At 62.6% G+C, this 16741-nt stretch carries 16 protein-coding genes; 2 read left to right on the forward strand and 14 right to left on the reverse strand.

Features of this window, described 5'->3' with window-relative positions; genetic code table 11:
* Positions 1-25: 25 nt before the first annotated feature.
* Positions 26-1726 (forward strand): AMP-binding protein, encoded by a 1701-nt coding sequence (locus tag AD664_RS22200; protein WP_053149770.1) that lies wholly within the window; start codon positions 26-28, stop codon positions 1724-1726.
* Positions 1727-2402: 676 nt separating this feature from the next.
* Here the strand turns inward: AD664_RS22200 and AD664_RS22205 are convergent.
* The 3 genes from AD664_RS22205 to AD664_RS22215 form a co-directional block, all read right to left on the reverse strand.
* Positions 2403-3302, reverse strand: a complete 900-nt coding sequence (locus AD664_RS22205; protein ID WP_042729063.1) for a hydroxymethylglutaryl-CoA lyase — start codon at positions 3300-3302, stop codon at positions 2403-2405.
* 151 nt (positions 3303-3453) lie between these two features.
* Complete coding sequence (locus tag AD664_RS22210) at positions 3454-3855, reverse strand: MerR family DNA-binding transcriptional regulator (protein WP_047739173.1); 402 nt, start codon at positions 3853-3855, stop codon at positions 3454-3456.
* Between the two features lie 121 nt (positions 3856-3976).
* The gene (locus AD664_RS22215) at positions 3977-4906 is read right to left on the reverse strand and encodes a LysR family transcriptional regulator (RefSeq protein WP_042729061.1); all 930 of its coding nucleotides are present in this window, start codon (positions 4904-4906) and stop codon (positions 3977-3979) included.
* A gap of 189 nt (positions 4907-5095) precedes the next feature.
* On the opposite strand from AD664_RS22215, the gene AD664_RS22220 reads away from it, so the two are divergent.
* A complete protein-coding gene (locus tag AD664_RS22220) occupies positions 5096-6325 on the forward strand; it encodes an acyl-CoA dehydrogenase (RefSeq protein ID WP_053149772.1) in 1230 nt (409 codons plus the stop codon).
* Positions 6326-6659: 334 nt separating this feature from the next.
* Here the strand turns inward: AD664_RS22220 and AD664_RS22225 are convergent, their stop codons facing one another.
* From AD664_RS22225 to AD664_RS22275, 11 genes are all read right to left on the reverse strand, one after another.
* Positions 6660-7529 (reverse strand): oxaloacetate decarboxylase, encoded by an 870-nt coding sequence (locus AD664_RS22225; RefSeq protein WP_042729059.1) that lies wholly within the window; start codon positions 7527-7529, stop codon positions 6660-6662.
* Positions 7530-7713: 184 nt separating this feature from the next.
* Entirely contained in the window at positions 7714-7896 is a 183-nt protein-coding gene (locus AD664_RS22230) for a hypothetical protein (protein WP_053149774.1), read from the reverse strand.
* Positions 7884-8573: a hypothetical protein gene (locus AD664_RS22235; RefSeq protein ID WP_053149777.1), complete on the reverse strand. Its 690-nt coding sequence runs from the start codon at positions 8571-8573 to the stop codon at positions 7884-7886. Before AD664_RS22235 ends, AD664_RS22230 begins: the two co-directional genes overlap by 13 nt.
* Positions 8570-9274: a hypothetical protein gene (locus tag AD664_RS22240; protein ID WP_053149780.1), complete on the reverse strand. Its 705-nt coding sequence runs from the start codon at positions 9272-9274 to the stop codon at positions 8570-8572. The genes AD664_RS22235 and AD664_RS22240 overlap by 4 nt, the downstream gene beginning before the upstream one ends.
* A gap of 248 nt (positions 9275-9522) precedes the next feature.
* Positions 9523-10557 carry an arginine N-succinyltransferase gene (astA, locus tag AD664_RS22245; protein ID WP_053149782.1) on the reverse strand — a complete coding sequence of 345 codons (1035 nt, stop codon included), beginning with the start codon at positions 10555-10557 and terminating at the stop codon, positions 9523-9525.
* Between the two features lie 46 nt (positions 10558-10603).
* Entirely contained in the window at positions 10604-11620 is a 1017-nt protein-coding gene (locus AD664_RS22250; RefSeq protein WP_053149784.1) for an arginine N-succinyltransferase, read from the reverse strand.
* A gap of 109 nt (positions 11621-11729) precedes the next feature.
* Positions 11730-13079, reverse strand: a complete 1350-nt coding sequence (locus AD664_RS22255; RefSeq protein ID WP_053149786.1) for an APC family permease — start codon at positions 13077-13079, stop codon at positions 11730-11732.
* A gap of 53 nt (positions 13080-13132) precedes the next feature.
* Complete coding sequence (locus AD664_RS22260; RefSeq protein WP_047739170.1) at positions 13133-13885, reverse strand: N-formylglutamate amidohydrolase; 753 nt, start codon at positions 13883-13885, stop codon at positions 13133-13135.
* Entirely contained in the window at positions 13869-15221 is a 1353-nt protein-coding gene (locus tag AD664_RS22265) for a glutamine synthetase family protein (protein ID WP_053149788.1), read from the reverse strand. Before AD664_RS22265 ends, AD664_RS22260 begins: the two co-directional genes overlap by 17 nt.
* A complete protein-coding gene (locus tag AD664_RS22270; RefSeq protein ID WP_053149791.1) occupies positions 15218-15862 on the reverse strand; it encodes a cysteine hydrolase family protein in 645 nt (214 codons plus the stop codon). Before AD664_RS22270 ends, AD664_RS22265 begins: the two co-directional genes overlap by 4 nt.
* Before the next feature lie 2 nt (positions 15863-15864).
* Positions 15865-16719: a MurR/RpiR family transcriptional regulator gene (locus tag AD664_RS22275; RefSeq protein ID WP_053149794.1), complete on the reverse strand. Its 855-nt coding sequence runs from the start codon at positions 16717-16719 to the stop codon at positions 15865-15867.
* Positions 16720-16741: the final 22 nt, after the last annotated feature.

Consider the following 16741-nt stretch of genomic DNA (forward strand, 5'->3'; position numbering starts at 1 on the left):
ACCAATAAAGACAAGAGGGCACGTCATGGATCAACCCGGTTTGCAGTCGCTACTCAGCTACACCCGCGGTTCCGAGGCCAAGGCTTTGCTGGCGCAAACGATCGGCCAGGCGTTCGACCACACCGTGGCCCGCTTTCCCGAAGGCGAGGCGTTGGTGGTACGTCATCAATCGTTGCGCTACACCTGGCAACAGCTCGCTGAAGCCGTCGATGTACACGCCCGGGCCTTGTTGGCACTGGGCCTGAAAAGCGGCGACCGCCTCGGCGTGTGGGCCCCCAACTGTGCCCAGTGGTGCATCAGCCAGTTCGCCAGCGCGAAGATCGGTGTGATTCTGGTCAACATCAACCCGGCCTATCGGGTGTCCGAGCTGGAATACGTGCTCAAGCAGTCCGGTTGCCAGTGGTTGGTGTGTGCCGGGGCATTCAAGACGTCGGACTACCACGCCATGTTGCAGGCACTCGCGCCGGAACTGGCGGAACAGCCGATCGGCCAGTTGCACAGCGAGCGCCTGCCGGATCTGCGGGGTGTCATCAGTCTCGACCCACAGCCGCCTTCGGGTTTCCTGCCCTGGTCACAGCTGGCTGCCCTGGGCGCCGCGGTGACAGCGGGGCAGTTGGCCGAGCGCGAAGCCAGTTTGCATTTCGACCAGCCGGTAAACATCCAGTACACCTCCGGCACCACCGGCTTTCCCAAGGGCGCGACCCTCAGCCATCACAACATTCTCAACAACGGCTACATGGTCGGCGAAAGCCTGGGCCTGACCGCTGCCGACCGGTTGGTGATCCCGGTGCCGCTCTATCATTGCTTTGGCATGGTCATGGGCAACCTGGGCTGCGTGACCCACGGCAGCACCATGATCTACCCGAACGATGCGTTCGATCCCTTGCTGACCCTGACCACCGTGGCAGAGGAACAGGCCACGGCGCTGTATGGCGTACCGACCATGTTCATTGCCCTGCTGGATCAGCCGCAGCGAGGCGAGTTTGATTTGTCCAGCCTGCGCACGGGCATCATGGCCGGGGCCACGTGCCCGATCGAAGTGATGCGGCGGGTCATCGGTGAGCTGCACATGCGCGAGGTGCAGATTGCTTACGGCATGACCGAAACCAGCCCGGTGTCATTGCAGACCGGCCCTTCGGATGAACTGGAAGTGCGCGTGACCACCGTCGGTCGCACCCAGCCGCACCTGGAAAGCAAGATCATCGACGAAGCCGGCGAAATCGTGCCCCGAGGCACCATTGGCGAGCTGTGCACCCGCGGCTACAGCGTGATGCTCGGCTATTGGAACAACCCCAAGGGCACCGCCGAAGCGATCGACCAGGCGCATTGGATGCACACCGGCGACCTGGCGACCATGGACGAGCAGGGCTACGTCTGCATCGTCGGGCGTAACAAGGACATGATCATCCGTGGCGGCGAGAATGTTTACCCGCGTGAACTGGAAGAGTTCTTCTTCACCCATCCGGCAGTGGCGGACGTGCAGGTGATCGGCATCCCATGTTCCCGCTACGGCGAAGAAATCGTCGCCTGGATCAAGTGCCACCCCGGCCACAGCACCACCGCACAGGAGTTGCACGCCTGGTGCAAAGAGCGCATTGCTCACTTCAAGACGCCGCGTCACTTCAAGTTCGTCGATGCGTTTCCGATGACGGTCACGGGCAAGGTGCAGAAATTCCGCATGCGCGAAATCAGCATCCAAGAGCTGTGCGATAGGGAAGAGGACTGAAAGCAAGCCAATGGGCAGTGAGCCCTGTGGGAGCGAGCTTGCTCGCGATAACGGTGGGTCAGTCAACATCAATACTGACTGAGATTACGCCTTCGCGAGCAAGCTCGCTCCCACCAGTCGATCCCCGGAAACCAAACGCCAGACAGCACAAAGGGGAGCCGAAGCTCCCCTTTAATTTTGTCGTCGCGTGCTCTTTTTTATTATTGAGGGGCGGCCTGTTGTTGTTTTTGGCAGCCGTGGCCCTTTACCGCTGTTTTTGGCGATCCCCATCCGGGATCAAGAGCAAACGTATTTTTTTGAGCGCTGATCTGCTTTTTCGCTTTGCGATCCAACCGATTCGGGCGCTACCTGAAGGTAGTTTTATTGTTCTCTGCCCGGTTGCGGGTTGCTCCTGGAAGCACCCTGAAAAGCACATCTTCTCCAAAAAAATCTGTTAGCTGCGTCTCTGCCGTGTTGTTTTTGTTATGTCAGAGTCGTTTCGTCTTGTTTTTATTGGGTTTGCTGCGTTTTTTTATTCTTGTTGTGCCAGAGATATAGCAGGTGCCGTGCCAACTTTTAAAATTCTATATAAATCAATGAGTTGAGTTTTCTATCAAAAAAATCTGACGGACCAAACCTGACAAATTGTTTCCGTGTTACTCGTTTCGCCGCCGTTACAAAGCCCAGCGGTAACACCTCACTGTGCGCTGCGTGCCTTGGCGACGCGTGAACCGGTGGGACGGCCCAGCACGTCGCAGATCTGCCGGCCCGCGGCAATCAATGCCTCCAGGTCGACACCGGTCTCGATGCCCAGGCCGTTGAGCAGGTAGAGCACGTCCTCGGTGGCGACGTTACCGCTGGCGCCCTTGGCGTAGGGGCAGCCCCCCAATCCGGCGATGGAGCTGTCGAACACTGCGATCCCTTCCAGCAGGCTGGCGTACACGTTGGCCATGGCCTGGCCGTAAGTGTCATGGAAATGCCCGGCGAGCTTGTCCCGCGGCACTTGCGCGCCGACCACCTCGAACATCCTGCGGGTGGCGCCGGCGGTGCCCGTGCCGATGGTGTCACCCAGGGACACTTCATAGCAGCCCATCGCGTACAGCTCACGCGCGACCCACGCGACTTGCTCGGGCTTGACCGTGCCTTCATACGGGCAACCCAGCACGCAGGACACATAGCCACGCACGCTGACCCCGTGCTGCCGGGCAGCCGCCATGATCGGCGCGAAGCGCTCCAGGCTTTCCTTGATGGAGCAGTTGATATTGCGTTGGGAGAACGCTTCGGACGCGGCGGCAAATACCGCCACTTCCTTCACGCCAGCCGCCAGCGCGTCCTCAAAGCCCCGCAGGTTTGGCGCCAGGGCGCCATAGGTAACACCGGGCTTGCGCTGGATCTGCGCAAAGACCTCGGCGGAGCCGGCCATTTGCGGCACCCATTTGGGCGAAACGAAACTGCCGACCTCGATGTAACCCAGGCCGGCAGCGCTCAAGGCATCCACGAGGTTCACCTTGTCGGCGACGCTGATGGGTTGTGCCTCGTTCTGCAGGCCATCGCGGGGCCCGACTTCGATCAAGCGTACAAAGGAGGGGAGGGACATAGGGGTTGACCTGTAGTGAGTTGCCAATATGTTGAGCGCAATGATGAACCCATTGTGGGAGCGAGCTTGCTCGCGATAGCGCTGGATCAGCTTGCATCGATGTTGAATGTGCCGTCATCGCGAGCAAGCCCGCTCCCACGGGGGGAAAGTGTTACTGGACGATTTTCTCACCCTCGATCGTCTGCTCCAGAGCCTGGATGCAGCGTTCTTCGGCAGTGTCGAGTTCCAGTTTCATCTGTTCGATGTCCAGCAATTGCTGTTCGAGCTGCTCCCGGCGCTCGGCGATTTTTGCCAGCATGCTGTGCAGTTGTTTCCGGTTGCCGCTGGTGGGGTCGTAGAGCTCGATCAGCTCGCGGCACTCGGCCAGGGAGAAGCCGATGCGCTTGCCCCGCAGGATCAGCTTCAGGCTGACCTTGTCCCGCGGCGAATAGATGCGTTCCTGGCCGCGACGCTCCGGGCTCAACAGGCCTTGCTCTTCATAGAAGCGGATGGCCCGGGTGGTGATGTCCAGCTCACGGGCGAGGTCGGAGATGCTGTAGGTCTGGCTGCTCATGGAAGCGCTCGAAACGAAGGGGGCTGGCGCTAAGCTAAAGGCAGGTTGACGTTCGCGTCAAGCAAGGAGGTTCTGTACACAAAACCTGTGGGAGCAAGCTTGCTCCCACAATGTTGGTCGCCTAAACCTTGTCGAGCTTCTTCTCATGGGCCGTCACTTGCTGGCACAGCTCGATCATCTGCTCGCGCATCCAGCGGTTGGCCGGGTCCTGGTCGGTGCTTTCATGCCAGTAAAGGTGGGTTTCCACTGGCGGCACATCGTTGACCGGCAACTGGAAGGCGTGCAGGTCGTGGCGGCGGGCGAAGCGTTCGGGCACGGTCATGACCATGTCGGTCTGTTGCAACACTTGGGACGCCATCAGGTAATGCTGGGAGCGCAGGGCGATCTTGCGCTGGATGCCCATCTTGCCCAAGGCCAGGTCGACATAGCCCAGGCCATTGCGTCGGCTGGAAATGTGCACGTGGGTCTGGGCCAGGTAGTCGTCGAGGTTGATCTTTTCCTTGCCCGCCAGTGGGTGCCCCTTGCGCATGGCGCACACGTAGCGGTCTTCCATCAGCTTGACATGGCGCACCTGCGGGTCGGTGTTGAGCGGTGCATCCACGGCGAAGTCGAGGCGACCGGCCGCCAGTTCCTTGGTGGTCTCACGGCGCTTGGACAGGAAACTCTCGATGGCCACGGTCGGCGCCAGGCGGCGCAGGCGCTGGAACAGCGGCGGCAGGATCACGCCTTCGGTGAGGTCGGTCATGCTGATGCGGTACGTCTTGACGGCCTGCAAGGGGTTGAAGATGCGGCTTTCCTGCACCGACACCCGCAGCAGCGACAATGCGTTGCGCACCGGGCCGATGATGTTTTGGGCCATGGGCGTGGGCACCATGCCTTGGGCGGTGCGCACGAACAGCGGATCGTTGAAGGTCTCGCGCAAACGCGCCAGGGCATTGGACACGGCGGGCTGAGTGATGCCGACGATCTGACCGGCGCGGGTCAGGTTGGCTTCGGTGTAGATCGCGTCGAAGACGATGAAAAGGTTCAGGTCGACCTTGCTCAGATTCATGGCGCTGCACTCTTGTATTCGGGCGGGTTCTTGGACTTGTTGTGGGTGCCAGGTAACGATGAGAATCAGTGAAACATATATCGGTGATGAATGTTAATACACGCCGAGAATAGGTTAGGTAAATTTTCGTAGCTGAACTAGCATCGATTCCATGACCTGAAATCAACCTCTGCCAAGAAGGTGCTGTCCATGGATTTTGCCTATACCCCCAAGGTTCAGGAATTGCGTGAACGCGTCACGGCGTTCATGGATGCCTATGTCTATCCGGCTGAAGCGGTGTTCGAGCGGCAAGTGGCCGAAGGCGACCGCTGGCAGCCCACGGCGATCATGGAAGAGCTCAAGGCCAAGGCCAAGGCCGAAGGCCTGTGGAATTTGTTTCTGCCTGAGTCCGAGCTGGGTGCCGGCCTGACCAACCTGGAATATGCGCCGCTGGCGGAAATCATGGGCCGCTCGCTGCTGGGGCCGGAGCCGTTCAACTGCTCGGCGCCGGACACCGGCAACATGGAAGTGCTGGTGCGCTACGCCAGCGAGGAGCAGAAACAACGCTGGCTCGCACCGCTGCTACGCGGCGAGATCCGTTCGGCCTTTGCCATGACCGAACCGGATGTGGCCTCGTCGGACGCCACCAACATGGCCGCCCGCGCCGAGCGCGACGGCGACCAATGGGTGATCAACGGCAAGAAATGGTGGACGTCGGGGGCTTGTGATCCGCGTTGCAAGATCCTGGTCTTCATGGGCCTGAGCAACCCCGATGCGCCGCGCCACGCCCAGCACTCGATGATCCTGGTGCCGGTGGACACCCCCGGGGTGAAAATCGTCCGGCCGCTGCCGGTGTTCGGCTACGACGATGCGCCACACGGCCATGCCGAAGTGCTGTTCGACAACGTGCGGGTGCCATACGAAAACGTCCTGTTGGGTGAAGGACGCGGCTTCGAGATCGCCCAGGGTCGTCTCGGTCCAGGCCGGATCCACCACTGCATGCGTTCCATCGGCATGGCCGAGCGCGCGTTGGAATTGATGTGCAAGCGCGCCGTCAGCCGCACTGCGTTCGGCCAGCCGTTGGCGCGCCTGGGCGGTAACGTCGACAAGATCGCCGACTCGCGCATGGAGATCGACATGGCGCGCCTGCTGACCTTGAAGGCGGCGTACATGATGGACACGGTGGGCAACAAAGTGGCGAAGAGTGAAATCGCCCAGATCAAGGTGGTCGCGCCGAACGTGGCGTTGAAGGTCATCGACCGGGCGATCCAGATCCACGGGGGCGCCGGGGTTTCCAACGATTTCCCGCTGGCCTACATGTACGCCATGCAGCGCACCCTGCGCCTGGCCGACGGCCCGGATGAAGTGCACCGGGCAGCCATCGGCAAGTTCGAGATCGGCAAGTACGTGCCCAAGGAGATGTTGCGCAGCGGGCGCTGAAGGCCATCTTGCATCCGCCATAAGCCCCCTGTGGAAGAGGGCTTGCCCGCGAAGAGGGCGGCACCTTCAAAAGAGATGCAAGCTGACCCACCGCCTTCGCGAGCAAGCCCGCTCCCACGGGGAATGGGTATGTGTCCAAGATGGGCGACGCACCGCAAACCCACTGTGGGAGCGGGCTTGCCCGCGAAGAGGGCGGTACCTTCAAAAGAGATGCAAGCTGACCCACCGCCTTCGCGAGCAAGCCCGCTCCCACAGAGGAATATGGCGGTCACCGATATCGCGGCCACTCAGATCCCTTGTGGGAGCGAGCTTGCTCGCGATGGCGGCTCCAGGACTACTCCTTGACGCTCATGTACTCTTCGGCCCAGCGGATGTATTCCTCGGGCTGGGTGTAGGTGTGGGTCAGTTCAGTGGCGCTGAGGTCCGAGGCCTGGGTGAAGATCTGGCGTTGTTCGCGGAGGCTGTCGTAGGTGGCCTTGATCGCGGCGAAGTAGGCGCCGTGGCCGTCGATGGTGACGCGCACGCCCAGTTCGGCCAGGCGCTTGTCGTCGCGCAGCAGCGGGTTGCCGTAGGTGACGAGCATCAACGGCACGGTCAGGTTCTCGCTGATTTTTTCCAGATGCTCGAAGTCCTGCACGCCCACCATGCAGATCCCGTCCGCCCCGGCTCGTTCGTATTGCTGGGTTCGGCTGATGATTTCCTGGACCGGCAGAATCCCGGCATTGGTCCGGGCGATGATCGCCATTTCCGGGTCGACCCGGGCTTCCAATGCAGCGCGAATCTTGCCGACGCCTTCGGCCACGCTGATCAGGTCGGTGGATTTGCGGCCAAACTGGGCCGGCAGCAAGGTGTCCTCGATGGTCAGCGCCGCCACGCCGGCGCGCTCCAGCTCGATGATGGTGCGCATCACGTTCAAGGCGTTGCCATAGCCATGGTCGGCGTCGGCAATCACCGGCAGTTGCGCCACACGACCGATACGGGTGGCCTGTTCGGCGAACTCGCTGAGGGTGATCAAGGCAAAGTCCGGCGCGCCCAGCACTTGCAACGACGCGACCGAGCCGCCCAGGATCCCTACTTCAAAGCCCAGGTCGGCGGCGATTCGGGCCGACATCGGATCAAACACCGACGCGGTGTGGTAGCAGGTCTGGGAAGCCAGCAGTTGACGAAAGTTGCGGCGTAAATCTTGATGGGAAAGCCTGGACATGTGAGTTCCACCATTGGAATGGAACGGCTTGAGCAAAAGTGTCAACGCCGAAAGAATCAAAGGCTATCACGTGGCAGGTATAAAGATGATGACGAATGCGCATGGGCCATGCCTGCGGTGCATTGTCGAAGGCTGCAGGCCAAGGGGTCTGCAGCCTGGCGGGGCGCGGTTGCTGCCTCTTCGGTCAGTCCTGGGGCAGGACGTTCCAGATGCGCTTGATCTCGTGGATGTTTCCAACGTTGAAGCGGGTGGGGAAGCCGGGGATCGTGCAGTGGATTTCATTGACCCGTTGCGTCGCGGTATCGATGACATTGGCGCCGGCTCGCAACAACGGTGTTTCATCCCAGTCTTTGATCAGGTCGTGCATGATTTTCTCCTTTTTTCACAATGGCCGAACAAGGGGCTGCCGGCGTCGAGCAATGACAGCGTGTCTGTGAACAACGCGGTCTCGTGTGCCGCTACACCTGGGTAGAGCGGCCTGTAGTGCTGGTCGAAGCACCAGGCTTGATCGGCCATGACCCGATGTGGTGGGTGAACCAGCAGGCTCAGCGAGGCGGACAGCGTTTGCGGTGGGAGTTGCCTGTGGACATCCCGCAGGGCAGGCATGTATAGGGCTTCGCCCGGCGCCAGCTTGAATGTTCGGACTTTGCCCAATCGGGGTCTTCGCCCTGTTTGCAGCGGCAGGTCATCGAGTATTTCGCGGATAAGCGTGGTATAGCCGTCGCCGCTGTAGCCGACGGTATACAAGTCGAAGTCATGGTTGTGGTTCACGTTATAGATGAATGTTTCCCGTTCATCATCCGTGTTGACCGGCGACCAGAAACTCAGGCGCACGGTAAAGGCTTCATCGTTGTAAAGAACATGGCCATAAGCGTTATAAAGGCTGTTGCGTATATCGAAGCCGTCTCGCTGTATCGTGGCGTGCAGGTGATTGCTGAATAAAGTACGGTCTGTGGCCAACTGTTGTAGCGCATTAATGATCTCAGAGTGATTGGCCAACGCCTCTTTATTATTTAACCGTTCGACAAATGCCTCCAGGTTCATGCCGCTTGCTCTAAAGGCTGGAGCAACCTGTCCAGGCGGGCATTGCGGTGTTTTTTCAACAGTGGAACGAACTGCGCCGCGGATTGGGGATCGGCCCGATGGAGTATCTGGAACGCTTTCCACGCCACGGCCGGGTGATAGTGATAGACCAACTCGGCGGCGACCCTGACACCTTTGGGATCCTGCACCGCTTCGAGCAGTTCAAGGCTCACCAGGTACCGGGCGGCGCTGGCGTCGTGAGGCAGCCAGGCGACTTTGCGCAATGAGGTCCGGTCGAATACCGCGATGTCGGCACTCCTGTCCGGCAGGTTGATCCGGCCGATCAGTGCGCGAGAGGGGCGGTCGGGCTGGCAATCGTCTAGCAACGTCTGGCGGCCATCGACGACCAGGGGGTTGCCTGGGGTGACGCGCAGGCGGTCGGCTTTTGCCAGTACAGGACCATTGAGGGCGTAGCACTGGATGTCGAACGGTTGATGGATGGCAAACAGGATACTGTGCCCGGGTATCGAATACAGTGATGAAGAGCGGTTGTCCGCTGTTGTTGCCTTGATGGTGAGGTTACCGAGCGTGGTGCAATGCAGGGTCAGGGTGCCCGTGTGCGGGTTGGTCATGTTCATGATGGCCGCACGGCGAGTTTGGGGGTTGCTGAAACTTTCCTGATTGTGCAAGTCAATGACCAGTTGTTTGACCTGTGCAGCCATGTCCAATGTTCTGATCTTTTGTGCGATGGATGCTGGCGACAACTTCCTGGAGATTAAATGTTTGATCATGGGTGTCAGTCATTACAAAGGGCCGATGGCCGAAAGTATCGGTTTGGCACCCGCCCATGGCAATTATGCAATTGTCGGGAAGTATTGCGGATAGACACTGGCGGTGAATGGATCGACGCGCGAGGGCGATGCAAAACAGGCCTCGCGCGGCGCGGCACGCGCCGGCGTACGAGGCGAGGCTACGCCGCCACTGCCTGTTGCCCCTGCTTGAGGAGTGCCACGGCGCGCACAGTGTCGCCGGGTTGCACTTGCAGGCGCTTGGCGGTGAGACGGTCGACGAGCAGGCTGTGGCCGTGCTGGTGGGCCCGGGCGCTGGTGACACGGCAGTTTTCCAGGCGTCGGTTATGGATCAGCCACACCGGCGACTGTTCGTCCGGTGCGCCCACGGCCAGGGTCAGCGACTGGCTGTCGCGCACGGTGCGGATCTTCGCCACCGGCGCTTCGATCACGGGGCCTGCGTCGAAAATGTCGATGTAGCCCTTATGGCTGAAGCCTTCGGCATTGAGAATCCGCATGGCCGGCTCGCTGTTTGGATGGGCCTTGCCGATCACCGCCTGGGCCTGTTCGGTGAGCAGGCAGGTGTACAGCGGTTGGCGTGGCATCAGCTCGGCGATGAACGATTTGTTGCCCATGCCGGACAACTGGTCTGCATAGCTGAAGTCCCTGCGGAAAAAGTGCCGTCCCAGGCTGTCCCAGAACGGCGAGCAGCCCTGTTCGTCGGCATGGCCACGCAGCTCGGCGATCAGTTTTTCCCCGAACAGCTGGGAAAACTCGGCCACGAACAGCAACCGCGCCAGGGACAGCAGGCGCCCGTTGTGGCCATGACGTTGCTCGGGGTGCAGGAACAACGAGCAGATTTCCGATTGCCCGGTCATCTCGTTGTTCAGGAACAGCGTCGGGATCTGCCGCTGGATGCCCAGTTCCGGTGCCGAACTGACGGTTACCCCGACCCGGTAGTTGTACCAGGGCTCGCGCAGTCCCACGGCGCCGGTCAGGGCGCTGATGCCCACGACCTGGCGGTCATCGTCTTCGAGCACGAACAGGTAATCGGCGTCGGCGCGTTCCACTTGCCCGGCGAAGGTGCGCTGGGCCCAGCGCACGCGATGGGCCAGGCGCTCTTCGTTGGCCGGCAGGCTGGTGAAACCGGGGCCCGCGCAACGGGCCAGGTCCAGCAGCGCAGGCAGGTCGGTGAGGGCGACCGGGCGGACAATCATGATGCTGCTCCTTCGTCGTGTCGGTTCCGGTGCCGATGCGGGAGGTTCATAGGGCCACCACCCGGATCGGGTCGCCTGGCGCGACGCCCAGGGCGGCCAGCAGGTCCGGCGACAGGGCCACCGGGCCTTGCGGCTTCACATCCAGTTCGGCGACGACGGCGCGGTAGTTGCCGAGCCCTTCGTTGCTCACCAGGTACCGGCCCCTGGCGTCAATCTGCGAGCAATGGCTGGCGATGGCAAGCCGGCTCTGGGTGATGGAGCGGATGTTCGCGATGCGCGCATGCAGTGTCGGTCCGCCGTCGAAGAGGTCCACGTAGCTATTGGTTTCGAAACCCTCGCGCGCCAGGATGTCGAAAGCGTCCTGGCCGTCGGGATGGACCCGGCCGATACACGCCTGGGCCGCGGGCGGCAGCATCGGCACGTAGATCGGGTATTGCGGCATCAGTTCGGCGAGGAAGGTGCGGCTTTGCAAACCACACAGGCGTTCGGCTTCGACGTAGGGCAGGTCGAAGAAGTGTTGGCCGATGGCGTCCCAGAACGGCGACTGGCCGTCCTCGCTGCTGAAGCCGACGATTTCGGTGATCACGCCTTCGGCAAAGCGCTGGGGGTGGGCGGCGATGAACATCAGCCGGGCCCGGGACAACAGCTCCGAGGCCGGTGTACGCACGCGCTCGGCGTCGATGTGAAAGCTGCGCAGCAGCGTCTGGCCATTGAGGTCCTGGCACAGCGACAGCGCCGGGACCCCGTGCTGGATGTTCAGCTCCCGGGATTCGCTGGAAAACGGCCGGTTGCGCAAACTGTAGAACGATTCGTTGCAGCCGGTGCTGGCGAGCACTTCCGAGCAGCCCACCAGACGTCCGGCATCGAGGTCTTGCAGGACGAAACAGTAACTCTCCCCGCCGGCCTTTTGCACATCGGCCTCGAACGAGGCGCACGAGGCGAGGATTTTCTCCCGCAGGCGCTCGGTGTCGTCTGGCAGCGACGTGACGCCCACCAGGCTGTCCCGGGCCAACTGCTGCAGTTGCGGCAGATCGCTAAGTTGCACTGGACGTAAAGCCAGCATGGATTGCACTCCTGTTCCAGAGGGCCCGGTGCCTGGCACCGGGCTGACGATCACTGTCGATGTCCACGCATTGTCATCACCGGCGGTCGAACCCTTCGACCGCCGCCCCTCATTGGCCGGCCGGATCGGGCAGGGTCGTGCGCCCGCCGAATCGGTTCAACGCACACAGATAGATCACGCCGACGGCAATCCAGATCAGGCCGAGCTTCTGCGCCCCGACGCCCATGTTGTACATGATGGCCGCGACGATCGCGAAGCCTACCAGCGGGCAGACCAGGTGGCGGATGAACTGGCCCGAGCGCTGGCGTCGCCAGTAGTGGTTGATCACGGTGATGTGCAGCAACATGAAGCCACTCAGGGCGCCGAAATTGACCAGGGAGGTGAGGGTGTCCACGGCGTCGATGAACAGGTAGCAGATCAGCAGCGACAGCAGCGCGACCAGGTAGATGCTCACGTACGGGGTGTTGTGCCTTGGATGAACCTTGGCCAACACTTTGGGCAACTGGCCGTCCCGGGCCATGCCGAACAGCAGGCGCGATACCGCTGCCTGCGAGGTGATCGCCACCGCGACGCCCCAGGCCAGGGCCGTGGCGACAGCGGTCAAGGTGGCCAGCCAACTGCCGGCCGCCAGCTCGGCGATTTCATAAAACGCGGTGTCGGCGGACTTGAAGCCCATGCCGGCCGCCAGGTCGGTGGCGATCCAGGTCTGCACCACGAAGATCGCCCCCATCACCAGTAGGGTCACCAGCGCCGCCTTGCCAATGCTGCGGCCCGGCTCGTGCTTGATTTCCTCGGCCAGGGTGGAAATGGCGTCGAAGCCCAGGAACGACAACACCGCGATGGACACGGCCTGCATCAGCAGGGCGAAGTTGAAGTGTTCGGGGCTGTACAGCGGCGCCAGGGTCAATTGGCCGTTGCCGGCGCCACCGTGCAGGGCTGTCCAGGCGTACGACAGGAAGATCCCCAGCACCACCAGTTGGGCCAGCAGGAACAGGATGTTCATCCGTGCGGTGAAGGTAATGCCCCGCAGGTTGACGAAGGTCGCACTGAGCAGGAACGCGAGGATGAAACCAACCTTGGGGATCTGCGGGTACAAGTGATTCAGCGCCATCGCCGCGTACACGTACAGCAGCGGCGGGATCAGCAGGTAGTCCAGCAACATCAGCCAGCCGGCGATGAAACCGACGTGTGGGTTGAGGCCTCTTTGCGCGTAGGAATAGACCGAGCCAGCCACCGGAAAGGCCCTGGCCATGCTGCCGTAGCTCAACGCGGTGAACAGCATCGCCACCATGCCGATGATGTACGCCAGCGGCACCATCCCCGGCGCCTCGGCATTCACGTAGCCATACACGCCAAACGGCGCGATGGGGATCATGAAGATCATCCCGTACACCACCAGGTCGGTGAGTGACAGGCTGCGTTTCAACTCCTGTTTGTAGCCAAATGCCTCGATACTCATGAGCCGTTCTCCTTTTCAGCTGTGTAGGTTGTGCTGGCTTGCCGCTGTGCCGCCTAGAGCAGCGGGGCCAGGTATGCACTCCAGGTGCGTACCGCTTCGGGGCTGCGCAGCAAGTCGTTGCGCACCTCGATCAACACCGAATCCAGGCCGCGTCCATCGCCGTGCACCGGAACCGTCATGTCGGTCAACGGGTTGATCTTGTAGGGTTGGTTACCGGCCGCCCGCAGGGAATGGCGGGTCAGCCCGTCGACGATGCGCTGGGCATAGTCCCGGGCTTCACCGAACAGTACGCCCGCTTCCAATGCGCGTGGCTGGCCGTAGAACACCGGGGTGAAACTGTGAATGCCCACCACCCGCACGGGGCGGTTGTCGGCCAGGCGGCGGTCGATCAGCGCGCGCAAGCAATCGTGGAACGGATGGAACAGGCACTGCTGGCGGTAGGCGCGGGTGGCGTCGTCGAGGGACTGGTTACCCGGAACCTGGTAGATCTCGCTTTGTGGCGGGATGCTGTCGGCCACGTGCAGCGGGCGGTTCAGGTCGATCAGCAGGCGCGAATAGCGGGCCGACAGCAGCGTCGCGCCGAGGGTCTCGGACAAGCGTTCGGCCAGGGCCAGGGCACCGATGTCCCAGGCGATGTGTTCGTGGGAGGCGGTTTCATCCAGGCCCAGGTCGTTCAGGGCCGGGGGAATGAAGCGGCTGGCGTGTTCGCACACCAGCACCAGCGGGTGTTCGGAGTCTTCCCGCAGCAACCGGTAGGCCGGCTCGGTGTAGAGCCCCGACTCGGCACACTCAATAGATTCGCGCATAGTGCTCACAACGCTCGGCAGGTGACAGCGCCTCGGTCAAGGCCAGCTCCTGGGCCTTCAAGGCGAGATAGGTTTCGACCAGCGGGCGGGGCAGGGCTTGAAGCAGCGCCCCGCTGTGACGCAGGCAATCCAGTGCCTGGGCCAGGGTCGTTGGCAGGGCGATAATGCCACGTTCGCGCCGCTGTGCTTCATCCAGCTCATCGGGTATTTCATCGGTCACCGCGTTCAGCGGCAGGCGCTGTTCGATGCCCAGTCGTCCGGCGATCAACACGGCGGCCATCGCCAGGTGTGGTGAGGCGGTGGCGTCCATGGCGCGGAACTCGAGGTTGTACTGGCTCGCCACCGACTTGCCCCCCAGGCTCACCGTGGGGCAGATGCGCAATGCCGCCTCGCGATTGCGCTGTCCCAGGCAGGCATAGGAGGCGCTCCAGTGATGGGGTTGCAGGCGTTCGTAGGACACCGGGGTCGGCGCGGTCAGGGCGCACAGCGCCGGCAGATAGTGCAGCACGCCAGCGGCCCAGTGCTGGCCGAGGCTGGACAGGCCGTTGGCGCTGGCGGCGTCGTGCAGCATCGGGTCGCCGCTCAAGTCCTGCAGGCTCAGGTGCAGGTGCACGCCGTTGCAAATGGCGTGTTCCCCGGTCTTGGGCGCGAAACTCAGGTCCAGGCCCATCTGCCGGGCGATCTCCCGGCTGATTTCCCGCACGTTCACCGCGCGATCGGCAGCGGCCACCCCGAGGGTCGGGCGGCAGGTGATCTCGTACTGGTGCTTGCCGTATTCGGGCAGGAACATCTCCGGTTCGACACCGCCGGCCCGCAGCGCACTGAGCAGCCAGCCGGCGAACCCGGCCTGCTGGCGCTGGGCCTGGAGGCTGAAGGCCAGGCGATCAGGCAGGGCGGGCGTGGCGCTCAGGTTGAACTCATGTTCGAACGCGGCGAAAACCTGCATCCCCAGTCCGGTGCGGTAACGCTCCACTTCGTCCTGCAGCAGCGTGCGCGGGCAGGCGCCCCAGGGCCGGCCGTCGGTCTCGCGCACGTCGCAGTGGATGAAGTCCAGGGCCGGCGCGGCGCTGTCGGGGCCATTGTCGACGGTCACCCGGCTGGACAGGTCCGGTATCAGCCGCAGGTCGCCATGGGCGCCCCAAGGGTTGCTTGACGCGATGATGTCCTGGGGTGTCAACGCACTGTTGGCCGGCACCCAGCCACACCCGGCACTGACATAGTGGGCCAGCTCGTCGCTGGGCAGCGAACGCCCGCGGGTCACGCCGATCAGGTCGGTGCTCACCAGTGTCGTCAGGGGCAGCGGTAACAGGCGTGGCGCCGTATCGGGGCGACTCATGGCTGCATCTCCTGCAAGCGAGCGAGCACGGTGGCGGTGTCGGTGATCCAGCAATAACCCTTGATCGCGTTCAGGCAGGCCAGGTGGCGCTGTTCGGTGTACGTGGCGCAGGCATCTTCCACCAGCGTGACCAGGTAACCGCGGTCGGCGGCGTCGCGGACCGCCATGTCGACGCATTGGTCAGTGACGATGCCGGCGACGATCAGGTGGCGGGTTTCCAGATTGCGCAGCACGTAGTCGATGTTGGTGGAATTGAAGACCCCGGAGGACGTCTTCGGCAGCACGATCTCGTTTTCCTGCGGGGCCAGCTCCGCGATGATCTGCGCCTCGGGGCTGCCCTTGGGCAGGTGCATGTCCGACAGCTTGTGGTCCAGGGAGCGGTCGCGGCCATCGGCGGTGAGGCTTTCGATGTGGGTGTGCAGCACGTTGTGCCGCGCCGCCCGCATCGTGGCGAGCAAGCGTTGTTGGTTGGGGATCACCTGTTGGCGGGCGCGGCGCATGAAGTACTCGGCCTCGGGGCTGGCGAGGTGGGCATCGAATTGCACTTCGAGCCAGGCGCGTTGCATGTCCACCAGCAGCAAGGCCGTGTGGTCGCGGGTGAACGGCAGGTCGCGGGGCGAACGGTGGGGGAGCGAGAACATCCTTATTTTTCCTCCAACAGGTGCGTGTTGAATGCCGAGCGCAAGGCGTCGATGCCGTCCAGGCGTTCGGCCAGGTCGGGGCATTGCAGCGTCAGGCAGGCGACCAGGGCTTCGACCTGGGCCAGCGCCGGTACCAGGCTGTCGAACGCCGAGACCGATTCCACCGGGGCGCTGATGATCAGGTCGGCCAACTCGCGCAAGGGCGAAGCGTAGACGTCGCTGAACAGCACGACCCGGGCATGCCGTTCCTTGGCCGCGCTCGCCACCCGCAGGGCCTGCGCCTGGTAGCGCCGGTAATCGAAGATCAGCACCACGTCCTGGCGCTGGACGTCGAATAACCGGTCAGGCAGTTGGGCGTTGTCCTCCAGGGCAAAACAGCCGGCGCGCAGCAGGCGCAGATGGTTGAGCAGGTAGTGGGCGAGGAAACTGCTGAAGCGCCCGCCGAAGCAATGCACCTGATGGCGGCTGTCGAGCAGCCACTGCACCAGGATGCGCACGTCTTCGGGTTGGGTCAGGGCCTGGGTGTCGCTGAGGTTGCGTTGGCTGACCGCCAGGTAGTGGCTCCAGGTATCGCCTTGCTGCGATTTGGCCCGCGGTTGCAACAGCGTGCGCGGGGAGCGCAGGCGGTGGTCCATGTCACTGAGCAACGCCTCCTGGAACTCGGCATAGCCACCAAAACCGAGCTTTTTCACCAGCCGCACGATGGTCGGGTCGCTGACGCCAGCGTGGTCCGCCAGGCGCGACATCGGCCCCAGGCCATTGCGTGGGTAGTGGTCGAGCAGGGCGCGTACGACCTTGCGTTCCGACGGCGTCAACACCAGGCCGGGATCGGTGATCAGGTCTCTGAGAGGCGGCATCCGTGCTCCTTGCCGGGATGGG

The sequence above is a fragment of the Pseudomonas sp. P97.38 genome, assembly GCF_001269745.1.
GTDB classification, from domain to species: domain Bacteria; phylum Pseudomonadota; class Gammaproteobacteria; order Pseudomonadales; family Pseudomonadaceae; genus Aquipseudomonas; species Aquipseudomonas chlororaphis_E.